At 59.5% G+C, this 20,006-nt stretch carries 11 protein-coding genes and 2 pseudogenes; 5 read left to right on the plus strand and 8 right to left on the minus strand.

Features of this window, described 5'->3' with window-relative positions; all coding sequences use genetic code 11:
- Positions 1-11: 11 nt before the first annotated feature.
- The 3 genes and pseudogenes from V476_RS21665 to V476_RS21675 all read right to left on the minus strand — a co-directional run.
- A pseudogene (locus V476_RS21665) lies at positions 12-1,211 on the minus strand (NAD(P)/FAD-dependent oxidoreductase); the annotation flags it as partial.
- A 276-nt stretch (positions 1,212-1,487) separates the two neighbouring features.
- A complete protein-coding gene (locus tag V476_RS21670) occupies positions 1,488-3,149 on the minus strand; it encodes a bifunctional protein-serine/threonine kinase/phosphatase (RefSeq protein WP_024960837.1) in 1,662 nt (553 codons plus the stop codon).
- 7 nt (positions 3,150-3,156) lie between these two features.
- Positions 3,157-4,368 carry a nitrate/nitrite transporter gene (locus V476_RS21675; protein ID WP_003423722.1) on the minus strand — a complete coding sequence of 404 codons (1,212 nt, stop codon included), beginning with the start codon at positions 4,366-4,368 and terminating at the stop codon, positions 3,157-3,159.
- A gap of 902 nt (positions 4,369-5,270) precedes the next feature.
- Between V476_RS21675 and V476_RS21680 the strand changes: the two genes are divergently transcribed.
- On the plus strand, positions 5,271-6,518 hold the full coding sequence (locus V476_RS21680; RefSeq protein WP_003423725.1) for a glycoside hydrolase family 68 protein: 1,248 nt from the start codon (positions 5,271-5,273) through the stop codon (positions 6,516-6,518).
- Positions 6,519-6,577: 59 nt separating this feature from the next.
- Here V476_RS21680 and V476_RS21685 read toward each other — a convergent pair whose 3' ends face one another.
- Together V476_RS21685 and V476_RS21690 are read right to left on the minus strand one after the other, a co-directional pair.
- Positions 6,578-7,153, minus strand: coding sequence for an ANTAR domain-containing response regulator (locus tag V476_RS21685; RefSeq protein WP_003392969.1), 576 nt, complete (start codon positions 7,151-7,153; stop codon positions 6,578-6,580).
- A gap of 14 nt (positions 7,154-7,167) precedes the next feature.
- Positions 7,168-8,379 carry a CmpA/NrtA family ABC transporter substrate-binding protein gene (locus tag V476_RS21690; RefSeq protein WP_024960836.1) on the minus strand — a complete coding sequence of 404 codons (1,212 nt, stop codon included), beginning with the start codon at positions 8,377-8,379 and terminating at the stop codon, positions 7,168-7,170.
- Positions 8,380-8,856: 477 nt separating this feature from the next.
- On the opposite strand from V476_RS21690, the gene V476_RS21695 reads away from it, so the two are divergent.
- On the plus strand, positions 8,857-9,888 hold the full coding sequence (locus tag V476_RS21695; RefSeq protein ID WP_003346110.1) for a quinone-dependent dihydroorotate dehydrogenase: 1,032 nt from the start codon (positions 8,857-8,859) through the stop codon (positions 9,886-9,888).
- A gap of 141 nt (positions 9,889-10,029) precedes the next feature.
- On the opposite strand, the gene rmf is transcribed toward V476_RS21695, so the two are convergent.
- Complete coding sequence (gene rmf / locus V476_RS27630) at positions 10,030-10,245, minus strand: ribosome modulation factor (protein WP_002553055.1); 216 nt, start codon at positions 10,243-10,245, stop codon at positions 10,030-10,032.
- 588 nt (positions 10,246-10,833) lie between these two features.
- Here rmf and rlmKL point away from each other — a divergent pair.
- Both rlmKL and V476_RS21705 read left to right on the plus strand, forming a co-directional pair.
- Entirely contained in the window at positions 10,834-13,086 is a 2,253-nt protein-coding gene (rlmKL, locus tag V476_RS21700; RefSeq protein WP_003416174.1) for a bifunctional 23S rRNA (guanine(2069)-N(7))-methyltransferase RlmK/23S rRNA (guanine(2445)-N(2))-methyltransferase RlmL, read from the plus strand.
- 202 nt (positions 13,087-13,288) lie between these two features.
- Complete coding sequence (locus V476_RS21705; RefSeq protein ID WP_024960835.1) at positions 13,289-15,679, plus strand: sensor domain-containing diguanylate cyclase; 2,391 nt, start codon at positions 13,289-13,291, stop codon at positions 15,677-15,679.
- A 52-nt stretch (positions 15,680-15,731) separates the two neighbouring features.
- Here the strand turns inward: V476_RS21705 and dacB are convergent, their stop codons facing one another.
- Positions 15,732-17,198, minus strand: coding sequence for a D-alanyl-D-alanine carboxypeptidase/D-alanyl-D-alanine endopeptidase (dacB, locus tag V476_RS21710; RefSeq protein ID WP_003346102.1), 1,467 nt, complete (start codon positions 17,196-17,198; stop codon positions 15,732-15,734).
- Between the two features lie 338 nt (positions 17,199-17,536).
- On the opposite strand from dacB, the gene V476_RS21715 reads away from it, so the two are divergent.
- Entirely contained in the window at positions 17,537-17,881 is a 345-nt protein-coding gene (locus V476_RS21715; protein WP_003346101.1) for a YggL family protein, read from the plus strand.
- Between the two features lie 93 nt (positions 17,882-17,974).
- On the opposite strand, the pseudogene V476_RS21720 reads toward V476_RS21715, so the two are convergent.
- Positions 17,975-19,273 (minus strand): annotated as a pseudogene (locus V476_RS21720) (ATP-binding protein); the annotation flags it as partial.
- Positions 19,274-20,006: the final 733 nt, after the last annotated feature.

Raw genomic sequence — 20,006 nt, forward strand, 5'->3', positions numbered from 1 at the left:
GGCGCGACGGGTTTGCCGAACATCAGGTGGTCGCGTATGGCGTCGATACCCTGGCCATCACGGATCTGCTGCAGGTACCAGTTGCCGTCGGCGGTGTCGCCGTACAGGCAGGCGCCGACCAGTACATCGTTCTTTATTACCAGTTTCTTGTAGACACCGCCGATGGGGTCGGAAAGGGTGATGCTTTCAGTGCCTTCGCCACCCAGGAAATCGCCGGCGGAAAACAGATCGATGCCGGTGACTTTCAGCTTGGTCGAGGTGACCGAGCCCGGATAACGCGCAAAGCCCAGTTGCGCAAGGTGATTGGCGCACACTCGGGCCTGCTCGAACAGCGGCGCCACCAGTCCATAGGCGATGCCCCTGTGGCTGACGCATTCGCCAATCGCGTAGATGCGCGGGTCGTAGGTCTGCAAGGTGTCATTGACCAGAATGCCGCGGTTACAGGGCAAGCCGGCTTGCTCGGCCAATTCGGTGTTGGGCCGTATGCCTGCTGCCATGACTACCAGATCGGCGTCGATCCTGTCGCCGTTGTTGAATTGCACTGCGGTTACACGGCCCTGATCATCGCCGAGCAGGGCGTTGGTCTGTTCGTCGAGGCGAAAGCTCAGGCCGCGCTTCTCCAGTGCCGCTTGCAGCATCCTTCCGCTGGTCTTGTCCAGTTGGCGCTCCAGCAGCGTCTGGCCGTTATGAATCACCGTGACGTGCATGCCGCGCAGGCTCAAGCCGTTAGCCGCTTCCAGGCCGAGCAACCCGCCGCCGATGACGACTGCGCGTTTGTGCGTGACGGCGGTGTCGATCATCTGTCGCGTGTGGCCGATGTCGCGATAACCGATGACGCCGTTCAGCGTGTTGCCGGGGATCGGCAGTATGAAGGGCCGCGAACCGGTGGCAATCAGCAGCCGATCATAATGGGCCTGGGTGCCGTCATCGGCGATCACCAGGCGTTTGATGCGGTCGATCTTTACCACGCGACGGTTGAGCAACAACTGGATACCGTTGCGTTCGTACCAGTCGAGGTCGTTGAGCACGATGTCTTCGAAATTCTGTTCGCCGGCCAGTACCGGCGACAGCAGGATGCGATTGTAATTGGGGTGTGGCTCGGCGCCGAAGACCGTGATGTGGTAAAGGTCTTCGCTCAGTTTCAGCAACTCTTCGAGTGTGCGCACGCCGGCCATGCCGTTGCCGATCATCACCAGTTTGAGTTTGGTCATCTTGCCTCCGAGTCACTGCAGCGCGTGCTCGACACGTTTCGCGCAAACAAAAAAAGACGTCCCGTCAGTGGCCTGACGAGGACGCCTTTGTCCGGTCCCGTTCTCTCGGGAGACGCAGCCTTCAGCGTTGAGGGCGGCGTTTTATGAATTATCTAACAAGGACCATGCAGCGCTTGTGCCAACTCGGACTTGCCGGCCTGCGCGGCGTGCAGCCGATAATGCAGACCCTTTCTGCACTGCGTTGAGGCGCGTTGCACAGAAGCGGGGCGCAAGGGCTCAGTGGCGGCCCATCAACCAGATCATCAGCACCAGATTGAACAGCAGGGAGAGCAGGGCCAGTGTTCGCCAGACTTTCAACGGTTCGCGTTCCAGCAGCGGACGCGGCTTGGCCACCAGCGGACGATGCTCGGCCTGCTCCAGTTCCAGCAACCACTGTTCGGCGGTTTCATAACGCTGGTTCGGGTCGGCGTGCAGTGCCTTGTCCAGGCTTTGGCTCAGCCACTGCGGCAGATCCGGTCGGTAACGACTGGCAGGTATCGGTGTGCCGAAGCGACGGTGCTGAAAGGCTTCGATCTCACCGTACGGGTATTGCCCTGTCAGCAGGTAATACAGGGTGACGCCCGCTGCGTACAGGTCTTGTTGCGGATGCGGTTCCGCGCCGTTGAAGGTTTCCGGTGCTATATAGCTGGGTGTGCCGGGCAGGTCTTCGGTATTGACCGCCGAAAGGCCCGGGCAGAACGCCAGGCCAAAATCCAGCAGGCGCAACTCGCCGTCGTCGGCCAGCAGCAGGTTTTCCGGTTTGATATCGCGATGGATGATGTTGCGTCGATGCAGCAGGCCCGTGGCCCGTAGCAGCCGCGTGGCGAGGTCCTGCCACTGGGCCAGCGGCAACGGCCCTTTGCCAGTGAAAAGCTCGGCCAGTGTGTGCCCGCGGTACTCGCGCATCACGTAATACAGATGCTGCCGGTCTGGCAGCGGGTGTATCTCGGGAAAGAAGCGCCCGGCGACCCGGCGCAGAAACCACTCTTCCAGCAGCAGCCCCTGACCGGCACCGGTCTCGTCATGGCGACTGGCCGGCAGGGTTTTCAGCAGCCAGGGCTGCTCATGGATATCGGTGACGCGATAAACGATGGACTGGCGTGACTGCGCCACGATGCCACCGACTTTCCAGCCCTCGAATGCCTGATCGGCCTTGAGCGCGGGTGGCAGCGGCCATTGTTGCAGTTGCAGCAGCGCATCCCCCAGATCGTCTTCGCCGAGCGTGTCGACCTGGATCAGCAGGGCGCTGGCATTGTCCTGACTGCCGGCCAGGTGCGCCGCGCTGACCAGGGTTTTGACTGCCGCGTCCAGGTCGTGCTGTTCGCCCAGAATCGAGCGAATGCTCGCATCGCCCAGCGTCGCCCAGACCCCGTCGCTGACCAGCAGCAGGCGTTCGCCCTCACACAGCTCGCCGTCCAGGTAATCCATGACCACGTACTGGTCCAGACCCAGCGCACGCTTGAGCACATGCTGCATGTCGGCCTGTTCCCAGACGTGATCTTCACTGATGCGTTTGAGCGTCCCGGACTGCCAGCGATAAGCCCGGCAGTCGCCGACGTGGGCGAGGGTGAAGCGCCGACCGCGCAGCACCAGAGCGCTGAGGGTGGTCAACAGGCCGTTGGCCAGCAGCCAGCGATTCTGCGCCAGCAGCAGACGATCAAGGGACTGCGCCACGCCCCAGGTTTCCGGCGTGGCGTAATAGTCGAGGGCCAGCGCCTGCAGGGTCGACTGCGCGGCCAGTGCGCCGTCGGCACACTGGCTGACGCCGTCGGCAAGGGCGAACAGATAGCCCTTGCTGGCCGCCAGCGCCGGGACTGGCGTGACCAGGCGCACGGCGTCCTGATTTTCCGCTCGCGGTCCGCTGGCGCTGAATTGCGCAAACTGCAGTTGCAGGGTCATCGGCGTTTCAGACCCGAGCCGCCGTGACTGCGGCCGAACCCCAGGTGGTTCTCCAGCGCCGCTTGACGTTCAGCAGGCCGAACCAGGCCAGTACCGCCAGGCCGGCGAACAGCCACAGGCCCAACTGGTAGTCGCCGGTGTTCTGTTTGATGGTGCCCAGGCCTGCCGCCAGCAGGAAGCCACCGATGCCACCCGCCATACCGATCAAGCCGGTCATGACCCCGATTTCCTTGCGGAAGCGCTGCGGTACCAACTGGAATACCGCGCCGTTGCCAGCACCCAGACCCAGCATGGCAGCCACGAACAGCGCCAGCGCTGCCCACGAACTCGGCAGGTTGAAGCCCACGGCGGCAATGCCGATTGCGGCAACCGCATACATGACGGTCAGCGTGCGAATCCCGCCGAAACGGTCGGCCAGCGCGCCACCCAACGGACGCATCAGGCTGCCACCGAATACGCAGGCAGCGGTGTAGTAACCGGCAGTGATCGGGCTCAAGCCATATTGGTCGTTGAAATAGCCGGGCAGGGCGCTGGCCAGGCCAATGAAACCACCGAATGTCACACTGTAGAAAAACATGAACCACCAACTGTCACGATCACCCAGCGCCTTGAGGTAGTCTGCCACGGATTTGGGTTTGCTGCGTTGCGGGGCGTTGCGTGCCATCAGGGTGAAGGCAATCAGGGTCAGAACCAGCGGGATCAGCGCCAGGCCGAAGACGTTGCCCCAGCCGAAACTGGCCGCCAGCACCGGCGCGATCAGCGCGGCCAGGACAGTGCCGGAATTGCCCGCACCGGCGATGCCCATGGCCTTGCCCTGATGCTGGGCTGGATACCATTGCGACGCCAGGGGCAGCGCGACAGCGAACGAAGCACCGGCCATGCCGAGGAACAGGCCCAGCACCAGCACCTGGCCATAGGTGTGAATGCCCAGTTGCCAGGCAACCAGCAGTGCGCCGATAACGATCACCTGGCCGATGACCCCGGCAGTCTTGGGCGACAGTTGGTCGGCCAGCAGGCCCATGAAGAAGCGCAGCACCGCGCCCGCCAGAATCGGCGTGGCGACCATCAGGCCACGTTGCTGAGTGGTCAGGTGCAGGTCAGTGGCAATCTGCACCGCCAGCGGGCCAAGCAGGTACCAGACCATGAAACTCAGGTCAAAATAGAGAAAGGCCGCGAACAGGGTCGGTTTGTGGCCTGCCTTCCAGAAGCTTGTATCCATGTGCACACCTCATCATCTGCTAGTTAGTCAGTCGGGCCATGACCGCGACACGGGTTATTCAGACGCTGTGGTGGAGTGTTCCGAATGACGGCGACTCCACCGGCCCCTTCGCCGGGGCCAAAACGCAAAAACGTCGCCTCTCTGTCCACGGGGGCGGAAAGAGATGAGCGACGTCTTTGTCGTAAAAGGTGATAGCCGCCGTTGGCTACCGGTGAGATTGCTTTAGCAATAGATGGGCCAAGGGCGGTGCAAGCGTGTCAGCCTTACGTCGCAGGCAGGTTGTATGGCTTTCAGGATCTGCGAGCAGACTGATCTATGACCTCGAACCGGGCGTGGGTCGGCAGGTACGCTGCAAAAAAGGGCGTGGCGGCGAAAAGCCAGATAACGGCTTGCACAGTCCGTATCAGTCAACAGAAACAGGCAGTTAACAAGATTCAAGAATATTTTATTAAAGTTCAAACTATTTAATATTATTTAATGTGCCATCAGTTTTGCGTATAAGTACTGTCATTGTGATGCTGTTTCGATACGCAGCGATGATGACCTTAATGTATATAAGTCAATACGCAGCTCGCACAGTTGTACGATAACAACGCTGCAAATATTTAATTTACTTTGCGTGGTATGTCTGAGAGCATCGCTTCTGTCGCAACGTGTGACGCTTATTCAAAAAAGTGATTTCACTTTTCAATCCGGTAATCTGTAGTTGCAGTTTGCCAGTCAATTTCGATAAATGCTTACTTTGAAAGAAGTAATCGGCTACTCGCCCTTTTATAGGCTTCCGGTTGTCCTCGACACCTGAATGCCCGACACACTCTGCACTTCGGCATTGCACCCATGCCTGCCGTGTTGCCTTCCTATCCGCGCTGCTTGTACAGGCGCCTGCAAAGGACATCATCATCATGAGTAACATCAATTACGCACCTACCATCTGGTCCCGTGCCGATGCGTTGAAGGTCAATGAAAATGACCCTACCACCACGCAGCCATTGGTAAAACCGGACTTCCCGGTCATGAGTGATAAGGTCTTCATCTGGGACACCATGCCGTTGCGCGAGCTTGACGGCACGGTGGTTTCAGTCAACGGCTGGTCGGTCATTGTCACGCTGACCGCCGATCGCCACCCCGACGACCCGCAGTATCTCGGCGCCAACGGCCGCTACGACATCAAGCGCGACTGGGAAGATCGTCACGGGCGGGCGCGCATGTGCTACTGGTATTCGCGGACCGGCAAAAACTGGATCTTCGGTGGCCGGGTCATGGCCGAAGGCGTGTCGCCCACCACCCGTGAGTGGGCGGGCACACCGGTACTGTTGAATGACAAGGGTGATATTGATCTTTACTACACCTGCGTGACACCGGGGGCGACAATTGCCAAAGTACGCGGCCGTATTGTAACGTCCGATCAGGGCGTGGAGTTGAAAGACTTTACCCAGGTCAAAAAACTGTTCGAGGCCGACGGCACTTATTATCAAACCGAAGCGCAGAACTCGACGTGGAACTTCCGCGACCCCAGTCCGTTTATTGATCCCAATGATGGCAAGTTGTATATGGTCTTTGAAGGTAATGTCGCCGGCGAGCGCGGTACGCATTCAGTGGGTGCTGCGGAACTTGGCCCGGTGCCACCCGGCCATGAAGAAGTGGGCGGTGCGCGTTTTCAAGTGGGCTGTATCGGTCTGGCGGTTGCTAAGGATCTCAGCGGTGAAGAGTGGGAAATATTACCGCCACTGGTGACAGCGGTGGGTGTCAATGATCAGACCGAACGTCCGCATTATGTCTTTCAGGACGGCAAGTATTATTTGTTCACCATCAGCCACAAGTTTACGTATGCCGACGGTGTAACCGGGCCGGATGGTGTTTACGGTTTTGTGGGCGAGCATTTGTTCGGGCCTTACCGGCCGATGAACGCATCCGGACTGGTGCTGGGCAATCCGCCTGCACAGCCTTTCCAGACATACTCCCACTGCGTGATGCCGAACGGCCTGGTGACTTCGTTCATTGACAGCGTGCCCACCAGCGGCGATGACTACCGTATCGGCGGCACCGAGGCGCCGACGGTCAGAATCCTGTTGAAGGGCGACCGCTCGTTCGTGCAGGAAGAGTATGACTACGGCTACGTCCCGGCGATGAAGGATGTACAGCTGAGCTGACAGGCTGTGCCCCTGTAACCTGTGAAGAACGCCTGTGCGGACAGGCGTTCTTCGTGGCTTCAGCCCAGCAGTTCGCTCATCGCGATAATCTGCTCTGCCACTTGAATCAGCTTCTGCTGACGACTCATTGCCTGACGTCGCATCAGCGTGTAAGCGTCCTCTTCGTTGCAATCCTTCATCTTCATCAGCAGCCCCTTGGCCAGTTCGATGCGCTTGCGCTCGGCCAGTTGCTGGTCGCGGGCATGCAATTGCGCGCGCAGCGCCTGATCGCTTTCAAAGCGGGCCATCGCCACATCCAGAATAGGTTGCAGCCGTTGCGCCTGGATACCCTCGACGATATAAGCGCTGACCCCGGATTTGATCGCCTGGCGCATCACGCCTGGATCGTGCTCGTCGGTGAACATCACGATGGGACGTGGCTGGTCGCGGCTGACCAGCACCACTTGCTCCATCACATCGCGACCTGGCGATTCAGTGTCAATCAGGATGACGTCCGGGCGCACGGCTTCAACGCGCGCGGGCAGGTCGATGACCAGTCCGGATTCGTCGATCACGTCGAAACCGGCCTCTATCAAAGCTGACCTGAGGCGACCGACCTTTTTGGCGGTGTCATTGATAAGCAGGATACGCAGCATGGTTACGTTCTCCTTCAACGACTGGCCACAGCGGGCACGTCGTCGGCCAGCGAGTGGAGCTTGAAGCTACGCGCGTAGCCTGCCGGATCGCTGCCATCCCAGACCCTGCCATCGATCATCTGGCTGCTGCGCAAGGTCGCGGCAGGTACGTCGATGCCCAGCGCACTGGCGGCCTGACGGTACAGGTCGAGTTGCTGCACACGGCTGGCCACCGCCAGGTAATCCGGGTCTTCGCGCAACAGGCCCCAGCGTCGGAACTGGGTCATGAACCACATGCCGTCAGACAGCCAGGGGTAGTTGACCTGTCCCTGGGCATGGAAGCTGACCGCGTGAGGGTCTTGCCAGCGATTGCCGAGACCGTCGCTGTACTGGCCGAGCAAACGCGGCTCGATGCAGTCCACCGAGGTGTCCAGGTAATCGGCACCGCTGAGCAGTTGCGCGGTGCTGCGCCGGTTATCGTCGTTTTCCTCGATGAAGCGGCTGGCTTCCAGTACGGCCATGATCAGCGCTCTGGCAGTGTTGGGGTTCTGCTCGACAAACTCACGGGTACAGCCCAGCACTTTGCCCGGGTGATCCGGCCAGATCGACTGGCTGGTCGCCATGGTGAAGCCCAGTTGCTGCTGTACGGCGCTGGCGCCCCAGGGTTCGCCGACGCAGAAACCGTCGATGCGCCCGGCCTGCAGGTGTTGCGCCATTTGCGTGGGCGGCACCACGACACTGGTCACATCATCGAGCGGATGAATGCCTTGGCTGGCCAGCCAGTAGTAGAGCCACATGGCATGGTTGCCGGTGGGGAAGGTCTGCGCGAAGGTCAGCTTTGAGCCGCTTTGGTGCGCGCGTTTGTCCAGTGCTTCAGGAGTGATCACGCCGGCCTGCTGTAATTCGCGGGACAGGTTGATGCACTGGCCGTTCTGGTTGAGCCCCATGAGGATGGCCATGTCGGTCGCCGGGCCACCGCTGATGCCCAGTTCCACGGCGTAGATCAGGCCGTACAGGCTGTGTGCCGCCTGCAACTGCCCGCTGACCAGTCTGTCGCGCAGCCCGGCCCAGGAAGTCTGACGCTCAAGGTTCAGGCTCAGGCCGTAAGGCTGGGCGAAACCCTGCGTGGCCGCTACCACCAGCGGGGCACAGTCGGTCAATGCCATGAAGCCCACGTCCAGGCTGTTCATTTCCGGGGCGTCGCTACCGGCCACCCAGTCCAGCGCATTACCGGTTCGTTCGTTCATCGCGCGTGCTTCATCAAAGGTCCGTCCAGAAAAAAGGCGTCGTCCGACCCGATGCCGAGTCGTTCTTCGTTATATACAAGTCTGTTTTGATTCTGGCCGGAGGCGGTAGGACGACCGGGGCGGCGATCCGCCTTGTTCGCGAAAGGGCCGGTACAATCGCTGAAAATCTATCGTCTGAAACACGGTCTTCGCGAACAAGTTCGCTCCTACGCCCTTCTGGCAGAAGCGTGAAAAACCCTGTAATTCGGGCTTTCCAGAGCTGTATATAACGCTGAGTGCCAGTGCAAGGGGCTGAAGCGACGCCGTTGTCCATGCACCGCTCCGCCGTTGGAGTGAGTGCCGATAGCGGTTTCAAGCAAGGCATATGCCATCGCCGGGAGAGGGCGCGCAACAAGTTTGTCGCGCGCCTCGCGTGACAGGCCCGCACACGTCTATAATCGCCACCCTGAATTCAGCTGCTCACGAGCCCATCCCGCCATGTATAACCTGGCCCGCCAGTTACTGTTCAAACTTTCCCCGGAAACCTCTCATGACCTGTCGCTGGACCTGATCGGTGCAGGCGGACGGCTGGGCCTCAATGGCCTGCTGAGCAAGTCCCCGGCGAAGTTGCCGGTCAGTGTGATGGGCCTTGAGTTTCCCAACCCCGTGGGGCTGGCAGCCGGCCTGGACAAGAATGGTGCGGCGATCGATGGCTTCGCGCAACTGGGCTTCGGTTTCGTCGAGATCGGCACAGTGACGCCACGTCCGCAGCCGGGCAATCCCAAGCCGCGTATTTTCCGCTTGCCCAACGCCGAGGCGATCATCAATCGCATGGGCTTCAACAATCTGGGCGTCGACAATCTGGTGTCCCGCGTCGAAGCGGCAAAGTATCGCGGCGTTCTGGGTATCAATATCGGTAAGAACTTCGACACGCCGGTCGAGCGCGCGGTCGACGATTACCTGATCTGTCTGGACAAGGTCTATGCCCATGCCAGCTACGTCACGGTCAACGTCAGTTCGCCCAACACGCCGGGGCTGCGCAGCCTGCAGTTCGGCGATTCGCTCAAGCAACTGCTCCAGGCCCTGAGCCTGCGCCAGCAGGAACTGACGCAACGGCATGGCAGGCGTGTGCCACTGGCGATCAAGATTGCCCCGGACATGACCGACGAAGAAACCGTGCTGGTGGCCGCAGCCCTGATCGAGTCCGGTATGGACGCAGTCATTGCCACCAACACCACGCTGAGCCGCCAAGGCGTCGAAGGCCTTCCGCATGCAGATCAGGCGGGCGGTTTATCGGGCGCTCCGGTTCGGGAAAAAAGCACGCACATCGTCAAGGTTCTGGCCGGTGAGCTCGCGGGTCGTCTGCCGATCATCGCCGCCGGGGGGATCACCGAAGGCCGGCATGCCGCCGAGAAGATCGCTGCGGGTGCCAGTCTGGTGCAGATCTATTCGGGGTTCATCTACAAGGGCCCTGCGCTGATTCGCGAGTCTGTGGATGCCATTGCGGCGATGCCTCGCGCCGCACGCTGAACCCGGGGTAAAAAAAGGGGCTCTGCAAGAGAGCCCCTGGGCGTTGGCCCGCCGCCCGGGTCGGGCGTGCATGGTGCAGGTGTGAATCAGTCAGTCATGTATGGCCCGACAGAGGCCTGAAAGTCTTTGATGTGAATCGCCTCATCCGACCGCGTGAAGTTCGTTGAGTCTGTGGATGCCCGCAGTGCCGGTCATACCGTCCCAGTTGTCGCCGCGTCCTTCGCGCCAGCCATTGATCCATGCCTGGCGTACTGACGGTAGAGTAAAAGGGCAAAGCTCACGGGATTTACCATGAACGCCGTATTGATAACCGCGTAAAAATGCTCTTTCCAACGGATCACGCTTAAGTCTTCTCATAGGGTAATGCCCTCGTCTGTTGACTGTAATATCCCTGAGACCCCGTGTTGAGGTCGGGCAGAATCTTCTGCCGTTGGGGCCCGCTGCCGGCGTCGCGGGCCTTGATGCCATCACCGTTGCGGCGATGACCTGAGACGATTTCTAACCAAAGCGCAGGGCGGTGTGAATGATCGTTTTGTCATAAGCACGTCACATTCAGGTCTGTCGAGCAATAAGCGCTGACCTGTTTCAACCACGATTTTTTCTGCAGCCCCGTGAACATGGGGGTTTGCGAGCTCATTGAGATCGCTTATCAGGCTCATATACTGGCTCAATGCCTTGGCTGCTTAAGCGACGAAGGGTCACAGTAAGGCTGCGAAAATGTGACTTTTCAAAAAAAGACTTTTGACTGCGCGCCTTTATTGCCGACATCGCCTTGCCTGATATCTGTTCTAATACGCGCCAAAACTGCCGCAATGACATGACAGGATCATGCGGTGGATCGGCACACATCACGTGCCACGCAGGCGTTCTCCATGAAAGACGCCTGTTCAAATCTGGCAGGGCAATGCGTTGCCCGCCGCAGACGGCTCAGGCCCTGGAATACACATGTCGGATCGCTACGAACTTTTCCTCACTTGCCCCAAAGGCCTCGAGGGCCTGCTTGCCGAGGAAGCCACTGCGCTGGGTCTGCAAGAGACCCGCGAGCACACTTCAGCCATTCGCGGCTCGGCCGACATGGAGACCGCTTACCGGCTGTGTCTCTGGTCGCGCCTGGCCAACCGCGTATTGTTGGTGCTCAAGCGCTTCCCGATGAAGGATGCCGAAGACCTTTACCACGGCGTGCTGGATGTCGAGTGGCAGGATCATCTCGAATCCGACGGCACCATTGCCGTGGAATTCAGTGGCCATGGTTCGGGCATCGACAACACCCATTTCGGTGCGCTGAAGGTCAAGGATGCGATCGTCGACAAGCTGCGCACGCCAGATGGCGAGCGCCCTTCGGTCGACAAAATCAACCCCGATCTGCGTGTGCACCTGCGTCTGGATCGCGGCGAAGCCATTCTGTCCCTCGACCTGTCCGGGCACAGCCTGCACCAGCGCGGTTATCGCCTGCAGCAGGGCGCTGCACCGCTGAAGGAAAACCTCGCTGCCGCCATCCTGATCCGCGCTGGCTGGCCGCGTATTGCTGCCGAGGGCGGCGCGCTGGCTGACCCGATGTGCGGTGTCGGTACGTTCCTGGTCGAGGCCGGGATGATCGCCGCCGACATCGCGCCGAACATCAAGCGTGAACGCTGGGGCTTCTCGGCCTGGCTGGGCCACGTCCCGGCGCTGTGGCGCAAGCTGCACGACGAAGCGCTGGCCCGCGCCGAAGCCGGTTTGGCCAAGACACCTTCGTGGATTCGCGGTTACGAAGCCGATCCGCGGCTGATCCAGCCGGGACGCAACAACATCGAACGTGCCGGCCTGAGTGACTGGATCAAGGTCTATCAAGGCGAAGTCGCGACCTTCGAACCGCGTCCCGACCAGAACCAGAAAGGCCTGGTGATCTGCAACCCTCCGTACGGCGAGCGTCTGGGAGATGAAGCCAGCCTGCTGTATCTCTACCAGAACCTCGGTGAGCGCCTGCGTCAGGCCTGCCTCAACTGGGAGGCTGCGGTGTTCACCGGCGCGCCGGACCTCGGCAAGCGCATGGGCATTCGCAGCCACAAACAGTATTCGTTCTGGAACGGCGCCTTGCCGTGCAAACTGCTACTGATCAAGGTCACGCCTGACCAGTTCGTGACCGGCGAGCGACGCACCCCCGAGCAGCGTCAGATCGAACGCGAAAACCCTGTCGAGGTTGAAGTCGTTGAGCGCAAACTCAACAAGAACGGCAACCCGATCAAGCCGGAACCGGTGGTGGTCGAGCAGGCGCGCCTGAGCGAAGGCGGGCAGATGTTTGCCAATCGCCTGCAAAAGAACCTCAAGCTGATGGGCAAGTGGGTGCGTCGCGAAGGGATCGATTGCTACCGCGTGTATGACGCCGACATGCCTGAATACTCGCTGGCGATCGATCTGTATCACGACTGGGTGCATGTTCAGGAATACGCAGCACCCAAGTCCATCGATCCGGAAAAGGCCTCAGCGCGACTGTTCGATGCGCTGGCGGCCATTCCGCAAGCACTGAACATCGACAAGAACCGCGTGGTGATCAAGCGTCGCGAGCGTCAGAGCGGCACCAAGCAGTACGAGCGTCAAAGTGCCCAGGGTCAGTTTCTGGAAGTCAGCGAAGGCGGCGTCAAGTTGCTGGTCAATCTGACCGACTACCTGGACACCGGGCTGTTTCTCGACCACCGCCCGATGCGCATGCGTATCCAGCGCGAGGCGGCCGGCAAGCGCTTTCTGAACCTGTTTGCCTACACGGCGACGGCCAGTGTGCATGCTGCCAAGGGCGGTGCGCGCAGCACCACCAGCGTCGACCTGTCGCGGACCTATCTGGACTGGGCGCGTCGCAACCTGTCGTTGAATGGTTTCTCCGACAAGAATCGTCTGGAGCAGGGCGACGTGATGGCCTGGCTGCAGGCCAACCGCGACGAGTACGACCTGATCTTCATCGACCCGCCGACGTTCTCCAACTCTAAGCGCATGGAAGGCATTTTTGATGTCCAGCGTGATCAGGTCGAGCTGATCGATCTGGCCATGGCGCGTCTGGCACCGGGGGGCGTGTTGTACTTCTCCAACAACTTCCGCAAGTTTGTGCTCGATGAAAACCTGAGTCAGCGTTATGCGGTCGAGGATATTACCGCGCACACCATCGACCAGGACTTCGCTCGTAATGGCAAGATCCACCGCGCCTGGAAAATCATGGCGCGTAGCTGATCCGGTGCGCGATGAACGGATCGGTAACGGTCCGTTGATCGCGCCTCGCGACACCTCCTGCACTCGTTTGTATGTCCTTGCGGACAGACCAACGGATCATCCTGAAACAGGCATAAGCCTATGAAAATTACTGGCGAATAGCTATAACAGAAGTCATAGCCAGCCTGACGCTTCCGTATGTTGGCGTCTTGAGTTTGTGTGTATGACAGTCAAGCGGTTCAAGCTCAGAATTCTGAGTTTCATCAATGGTCAGCTTTCAGCGTGGCTTATCGCCGTCCTGGCATTGCTGGTCGGCGCGGCACTGACGATCATGCTGGCGCTGGCCGACAATGAGTTGTATCAGCGCCAGTTGCGTCAGCGTTTCGACATCATTGCTGCGGAGCGCTTCAGTCGCCTGCAGGAGCGTCTGGACAGGCAGGTTACCCGGCTCGACACCCTGGCTCGCTTCTTTATCTACTCCCAGCAGGTCGAACCGTCCGAATTCGACGGGTTCGTCGCGCCGTTGCTGATTGGGACACAGGCGTATGCCTGGAACCCGAAGGTGCTGCAGGCCGAGCGGGCGGCTTTTGAAAGGCAGTCGCGTGAGGACGGCTCGCCCGGATATGCCATACGCGAGATGGATGAAAACGGCGCCTTGAAAATCGCTGCGGCACGAAATGAGTATTTCCCGGTTCGATTCATCCAGACCCTCAGCAACATTCCGACGCCAGCGGGGTTCGATATTGCCTCGGAGCCGGTGCGCCGTGCCGCGCTGGAACGTGCGCGGTTGCTGAAACGAACCGTCGCAACGCCGCGTATCCGCCTGTTGTCTCTGGAGCCATCTGACACCTACGGCATTTTGCTGGTCGCGCCCGTGTTCTCGATTGGCCAACCGGTTGCACAATTGAGGGGCTACGTCACCGCAGTGATCAGCCTGACGCAATTGATGAACGTCGGCACGGCAGATCAAGACAACCTTGCCGTGACCATGCTCGACCTGAGTTCGCCGGAAACACCCGAGCAGGTCTACCAGTCGCCGCTCCCTGCGATAGGCAGTCCGCTGTACGCCAGCAGCCTGCTGAGCCTGGGCGACAGGGATTATCTGGTCGAGGTTCGCCCTACGCAGATTTTCAGCCTGAACAACCAGATCATGATGCCTGGCCGGGTGTTGTGGCTTGGAGGGCTTTTGAGCCTGATGCTCAGCGCCTTGCTCTACAGTCTGATCAGCCAGCGTCAGCGCGCCCTGCAACGGGTGGCGCAGCGCACCCGCGAGCTACGCCAGCGCGAGCAGCAATTGAGGGCTGCGCATGGGCAGTTGCGCAGTGTATTGGACGCGGCGACCGAAGTAGCGATCATCGCGACCGATCTTGACGGGCTGATCAAGACGTTCAATGTCGGTGCACAGAAAATGCTCGGCTATGCACAGGAGGATGTGCTGGGCAGGTTCCGCCTCATGGACTTTTACCAGTCAGCCGATCTGGAGGCCCGTGCGAGCCGCTTGAGCAAAAGCCGTGGGCAATCTATCAGCGCCTCGCAACTGATGTTTCTCGATGCCGTGCAGGACGGTAACCACCCTTCGCAGGAGTGGATCCTGCAGCGCAGCGATGGCAGCACGTTGGTGGTGAACATGCTGGTCACTGCGGTGCGTGACGATCAGGGGCTTTGGACCGGGTACCTGGCGGTGTGCATCGACGTCACCGAGCACAAGCGCGTCAATCAGGCCCTGGCCGAGAAGGGGCAATTGCTGAAAAAGCTTGGCTCGCAAGTGCCAGGCGGCATTTACCAGTACCACCTGGCCGTCGATGGCAGCGCACGTTTCAGGTACGCCAGCGCCGGCATGTGCGAACTGTTCGAGGTGGACGAAGAGCATCTGCTGGGCGATTCCGAAACTATCCTGCGACGCATACAGGCGGTGGACCTGGTGCGGGTCAGAAGCTCCATTCTGATCAGTGCCGAACACCTGACACCGTGGAGCGAAGAGTACCGCGTCGAGCTGCCACGCAAAGGGCTGCGCTGGTTACGCGCGGCGTCAACGCCCGAACGCCTGGCCGATGGCAGCGTGCTCTGGCATGGCTTTGTATCGGATATCACCGACCTCAAGCGCGTCGAGCAGGAGTTGCGTGCGCTGTCGGTCACCGATGTACTGACCGGTGCCTACAATAGGCGCTACTTTCAGGACCGGATGCAGGCCGAGCTGAAAAGAATCGACCGGCACGGCGGTAACCTGTCGATCATCATGCTCGATATCGATCACTTCAAACGCATCAATGACCGCTTTGGGCATGCCGCAGGTGATCAGGTGCTCAAGGCCATCTCGGAAAAGATCAGCCAGCGGCTGCGCAGCGACGATGTGTTCTGCCGTCTGGGTGGTGAAGAGTTCATGGTGATCTGCCCCGGAACGCGGGGTGCCCAGGCCTATCAACTGGCACTGAGCCTGCGCGAGGAACTGCGCAAGCAGGTTATCGAAGGCGTCGATCAGGTGGTCACAGGCAGCTTCGGGATCGCCAGCTGGCGCGAGGGTGAGGGTATCGACGCGATGTTGCTGCGCGCCGACTCCGGAGTCTACGCCGCCAAACAGGCCGGTCGCGACCGGGTAGAGCCCGAGCAGGGCTGATGCAGAGAGGCCCGCTGCGCAAGCGGGCCTGCTGATTGTCGGTATCGATTGGTTATTGCTGGATCGAGACCGTGGTGTTGGTCAGCTTGGGCTGCCGATACAGATCGACCAGTACCTCGTCGAGTATCGAGGATGCGCCGAACGGACGCGGGTCGTTGAGAATCGCCACGACGGCCCAGGTGTTGCCGTTGCTGTCGCGGCTGAAGCCGGCAATCGCACGCACGGTATTCAGGGTGCCGGTCTTGATGTGCGCCTCGCCGAGCAGCGGGGTGCGCTTGAGTCGCTTGCGCATGGTGCCGTCCAGACCTGCCAGCGGCATCGAGCTCATGAACTCGGCAGCATAGGGGCTACGCCACGCCGCTTGCAGGATCACCGCCATTTCACGCGCGCTGACACGCTCGGCCCGCGACAGCCCGGAGCCATTCTCCATGACCAGATGCGGCGCGGTGATGCCTTTCTTCGCCAGCCACTGACGGATGACACGCTGTGCGGCTTTGCCGTCGTCACCGTCAGCTTCGTTGCGGAACTCTTCGCCCAGGCTCAGGAACAGTTGCTGGGCCATGGTGTTGTTGCTGAATTTGTTGATGTCACGAATGACTTCCACCAGATCCGGAGAAAAGGCCTTGGCCAGCAGCTTGGCATTGCCGGGCAGCACGCCAACGCGGTCCTTGCCCTGAATGGTGCCGCCCAGTTCCTGCCAGATGGCCCGCACTGCGCCAGCTGCATAGGTGGGGTGGTCCAGCAGTGACAGGTAGGTCTGTGAGTTGCAGCCATTGCCCAGCTGGCCGGTGACCGTCACGTTGACGCTGCCATCGGCCTGCGTGACAGGGTTATAGCGCACATCCCCGGTGCATTGTTTCGAGGCGCTTGCCTTGACCTGATTATCAATGCGGATGCTGGCAATCGGCGGCTCGACCGAGACCAGAATCCTGCCGTCATCATTGCGGGTCACGAAGCGCAGCGCCTTGAGGTTGACCATCAGTGCGTCTGGCTTGACCAGAAACGGCTTGTTGTCGTCATTGCCGTCATCGTTGAACACCGGCAATTGCGGTTGCACGAAATGACTGCGGTCCAGTACCAGGTCGCCGGTCACCTGCTGCACGCCATTGGCCCGCAGGTCACGCATCAGCAGCCAGAGCTTTTCCATATTCAGCTTGGGATCGCCGCCGCCCTTGAGGTACAGGTTGCCGCGCAGCACGCCATTGCTCAGGGTGCCGTCGGTGAAGAATTCGGTTTTCCACTGGTGGGTCGGGCCGAGCATTTCCAGGGCCGCGTAGGTGGTGATCAGCTTCATGGTGGAAGCCGGATTGACCGAGACGTCTGCGTTGAACACGGTGGGCGTGCCGGGGCCATTGAGCGGCAACATCACCAGCGACAGTGCGTCATCGCCGAGTTTGCTGGCTTTCATGGCCTGTTGAACCTTGGGGGGCAGCGTGGTGTTGATGACGGCGGCGTAGGAGGGCAGAGCCAGGGGCAAAAGGAGTGACGCGAGCAACAATGGACGTAGCGACTTGATCATTGACTAAAACCCTACTGCAAAGAGGGAAACGAAAAAGAGGGCATGGATGAATTCCCTCGGTAACTATTGCAAATGTCGATTCGATTTCGATAACTATAGTAGTGAATGCGCGGCGGGCTTTTTTTGTAACACACAATGCCACGCATTAAACGAGCCGCATTATGCCCCAAGCGGGGCAGGCTTGTGACCGGGGGGCAAGCCGGTAAATGCTATTTTTTATTGATTCGGCGTTCACGGGCGTCGCAACGCCGGATATCCACCACACGCCGCAATTGTCGGGCTTTTAAATCGCCAAGCTGGTAAAGTGCCGCCCGATATTTATTGATGAGGATTGTCCCATGGCCACTAACCGCTCCCGCCGTCTGCGCAAAAAACTGTGTGTGGACGAGTTCCAGGAATTGGGTTTTGAACTGAACCTGGACTTCAAGCAAGAGCTGGACGACAAGGCAATCGATGCTTTCCTTGACGCTTTCCTGAAAGAAGCAATGGAAGCCAACGGTCTTGGCTATGTGGGCGGCGACGACTTCGGTCTGGTTTGCCTGAGCAAGCGTGGCTCGGTCAGCGAAGAGCAGCGTGCTGCTGTCGAAGCCTGGCTCAAGGGCCGCAGCGAACTGACAGAAGTCACTGTCAGCCCGCTGATCGACGTCTGGTACCCGGAAAAGGAAATCAATCCGGCCGCCTGATGTAAAGGGAAGCAGGCCAGCGCCTGCTTCCCCTGCTTGTTCCCCGCACGTCTCCCGTCTATACCCCTTCGTTGTATCGTCTCCGGCGCTCGCTCAGTCAGGTTTTGCCTGTTGCAGCATCAGTGCGTCCTCAAGCTCGATCATGGCCAGTTCGACTGCCTGCTGGCAGGTGTAGAACTGTTCATCGGGTGTGTCCGGTTCGCAGGCCAGTTCGAGCGCATCACAGGCATCGACCACCCGTGAAGCGGTGATGATGCGTGCCGCGCCCTTGATCCTGTGCGCCAGGTCGCGGGTTTTCTGACGATTGTTTTCCGGTATCAGTCTGGCCAGCAACAGCCGGTCTTCGTGGTTACTGTGCAGCAGTTGCGCGAGCAGACGCTCAACCATTTCAGGACGGTCACCGGTCAGGTTGCTGACGCTGTCGAGGCTGAAGGGCAGGGCTCGTGTGGGCGCCAGCGGGGCGATGGCTGTCAGCCGTTCGCTGAGCATCGAGAGGCTTATGGGTTTGAACAGGCAGTCGTCCATGCCCGCCGTCCGGCAGCGCTCGATCTCGTCAGGCTGCGCGTTGGCCGTGAAGCCCCAGACAGGGCAGCGTTGGCGTTCGCAGGTGCGCTCATGTTCGCGGATCGCAGCGGTCATGTCGTAGCCGTTCATGATCGGCATATTGCAATCGGCGACGACCAGATCGAAGGCATCTGTTTTCCAGCGATCAAGCCCTTGCGCGCCGTTTTCGGCCATTTCGCAGTGATGGCCGAGAAAGCCGAGCTGCTGGCAAAGCAGCAGTCGATTGGCTGGATGATCGTCGACGATCAGGATCCTGAGGGCCTGATGAGCGACGGCTGCCGGCTGCGCAACGACGGGCTGCCCGGTCAGAGGCTCCAGTGTGGTCAGCACCAGATTCATGCTGATCCGAGTGCCGTGCCCCGGTGTGCTGTAGAGCGAGAGATTGCCGCCCATCATCATGCACAGGTTGCGGCAGATCACCAGCCCGAGTCCGGCGCCGGTACGCGCCATTTGTCCAGTGTTATCGGCCTGGGCGAACGGCTCGAACAAGCGTTGCTGGTCTTCGACACTGATGCCGATGCCGCTGTCCTGAACGGTGATGTGCAGATGCAGCAGTTGCGGGTTCGGGCTTTCGGCTGCCTGCAATACGACCTTGATTCGCCCCATCGGGGTGAACTTGATGGCGTTGCTGACCAGGTTGGACAGTATCTGTTTGAAGCGCAGCGGGTCGATCAGCACGTCGGCGCTGATCCTGCTGTCCAGTTCCAGCACCAGTTCGAGGTCCTTCTGCCGCGCCAGACCGTCGAATACCCTGAGCACCGACTCTACCAGCCGGCGCAGATTCGCCCGCTCGGGGTTGAGTGACAGCCGCCCGGATTCGATGCGGGCGTTTTGCCACCCACGACAAACAGTTGTCAAAAACCTCCATTTCTTAGTCCTTACCCTCTTTATTTCTAGCTCTTTTCCCGAAAACTGTAACTGGATACACCCCCACTAAACGCCTCTCAATTTGTCATTAAACTTTAGGAGGTTGTTAGGCCACCAAGTCCCGGGGAGTCAGCCTACGCTGAATTTTCTGCGAGAAGCGCTGAGTGGATGTCAACCATGTTCTACAAACTGCGATGCTATTAACCATTTTTGGCTCTTATGTCATAGGATGTAAATAGAAATAATATTACAGTAATCGGGTTAATTTAGTATTATCGACATACTGCGGTTTGCCTACTGAGATTAGCTAAGTTCGTTTTTGTGTGGGCTTGATTTCGGGTCAGAGTAATTAAGAGATGAGTTCCTTTTTTTCTATTGAATGAGTATTAAGGACGGAATTCCGACACGATATTTTTTCCTGTTCGTAGTTTTCCAATTATCGATGTCTCGTGTTTTTCCTAGCGCCAGCTTGACAGTCTGTCGGTAATGGCTCGCTTAATCGACATGCTATTGTGATCGTTGAGGGCCTTGAGTCATATGCTTCATCGTCAGGTCTGTAGTAGCGCTATTGCTTGTATGTCTGCTGTTAGAAACTATGGAAGGCCTTAAGCGTGGAATGTATTAGTTGCAGAGCGCATGTGAGGTGGTTGTAAGTTGCGAGCGGAGGAGCGAGTTTGGGCTTTCGTGATTTTGA

Source organism: Pseudomonas syringae KCTC 12500, from assembly GCF_000507185.2.
GTDB classification, from domain to species: Bacteria; Pseudomonadota; Gammaproteobacteria; order Pseudomonadales; family Pseudomonadaceae; genus Aquipseudomonas; species Aquipseudomonas syringae.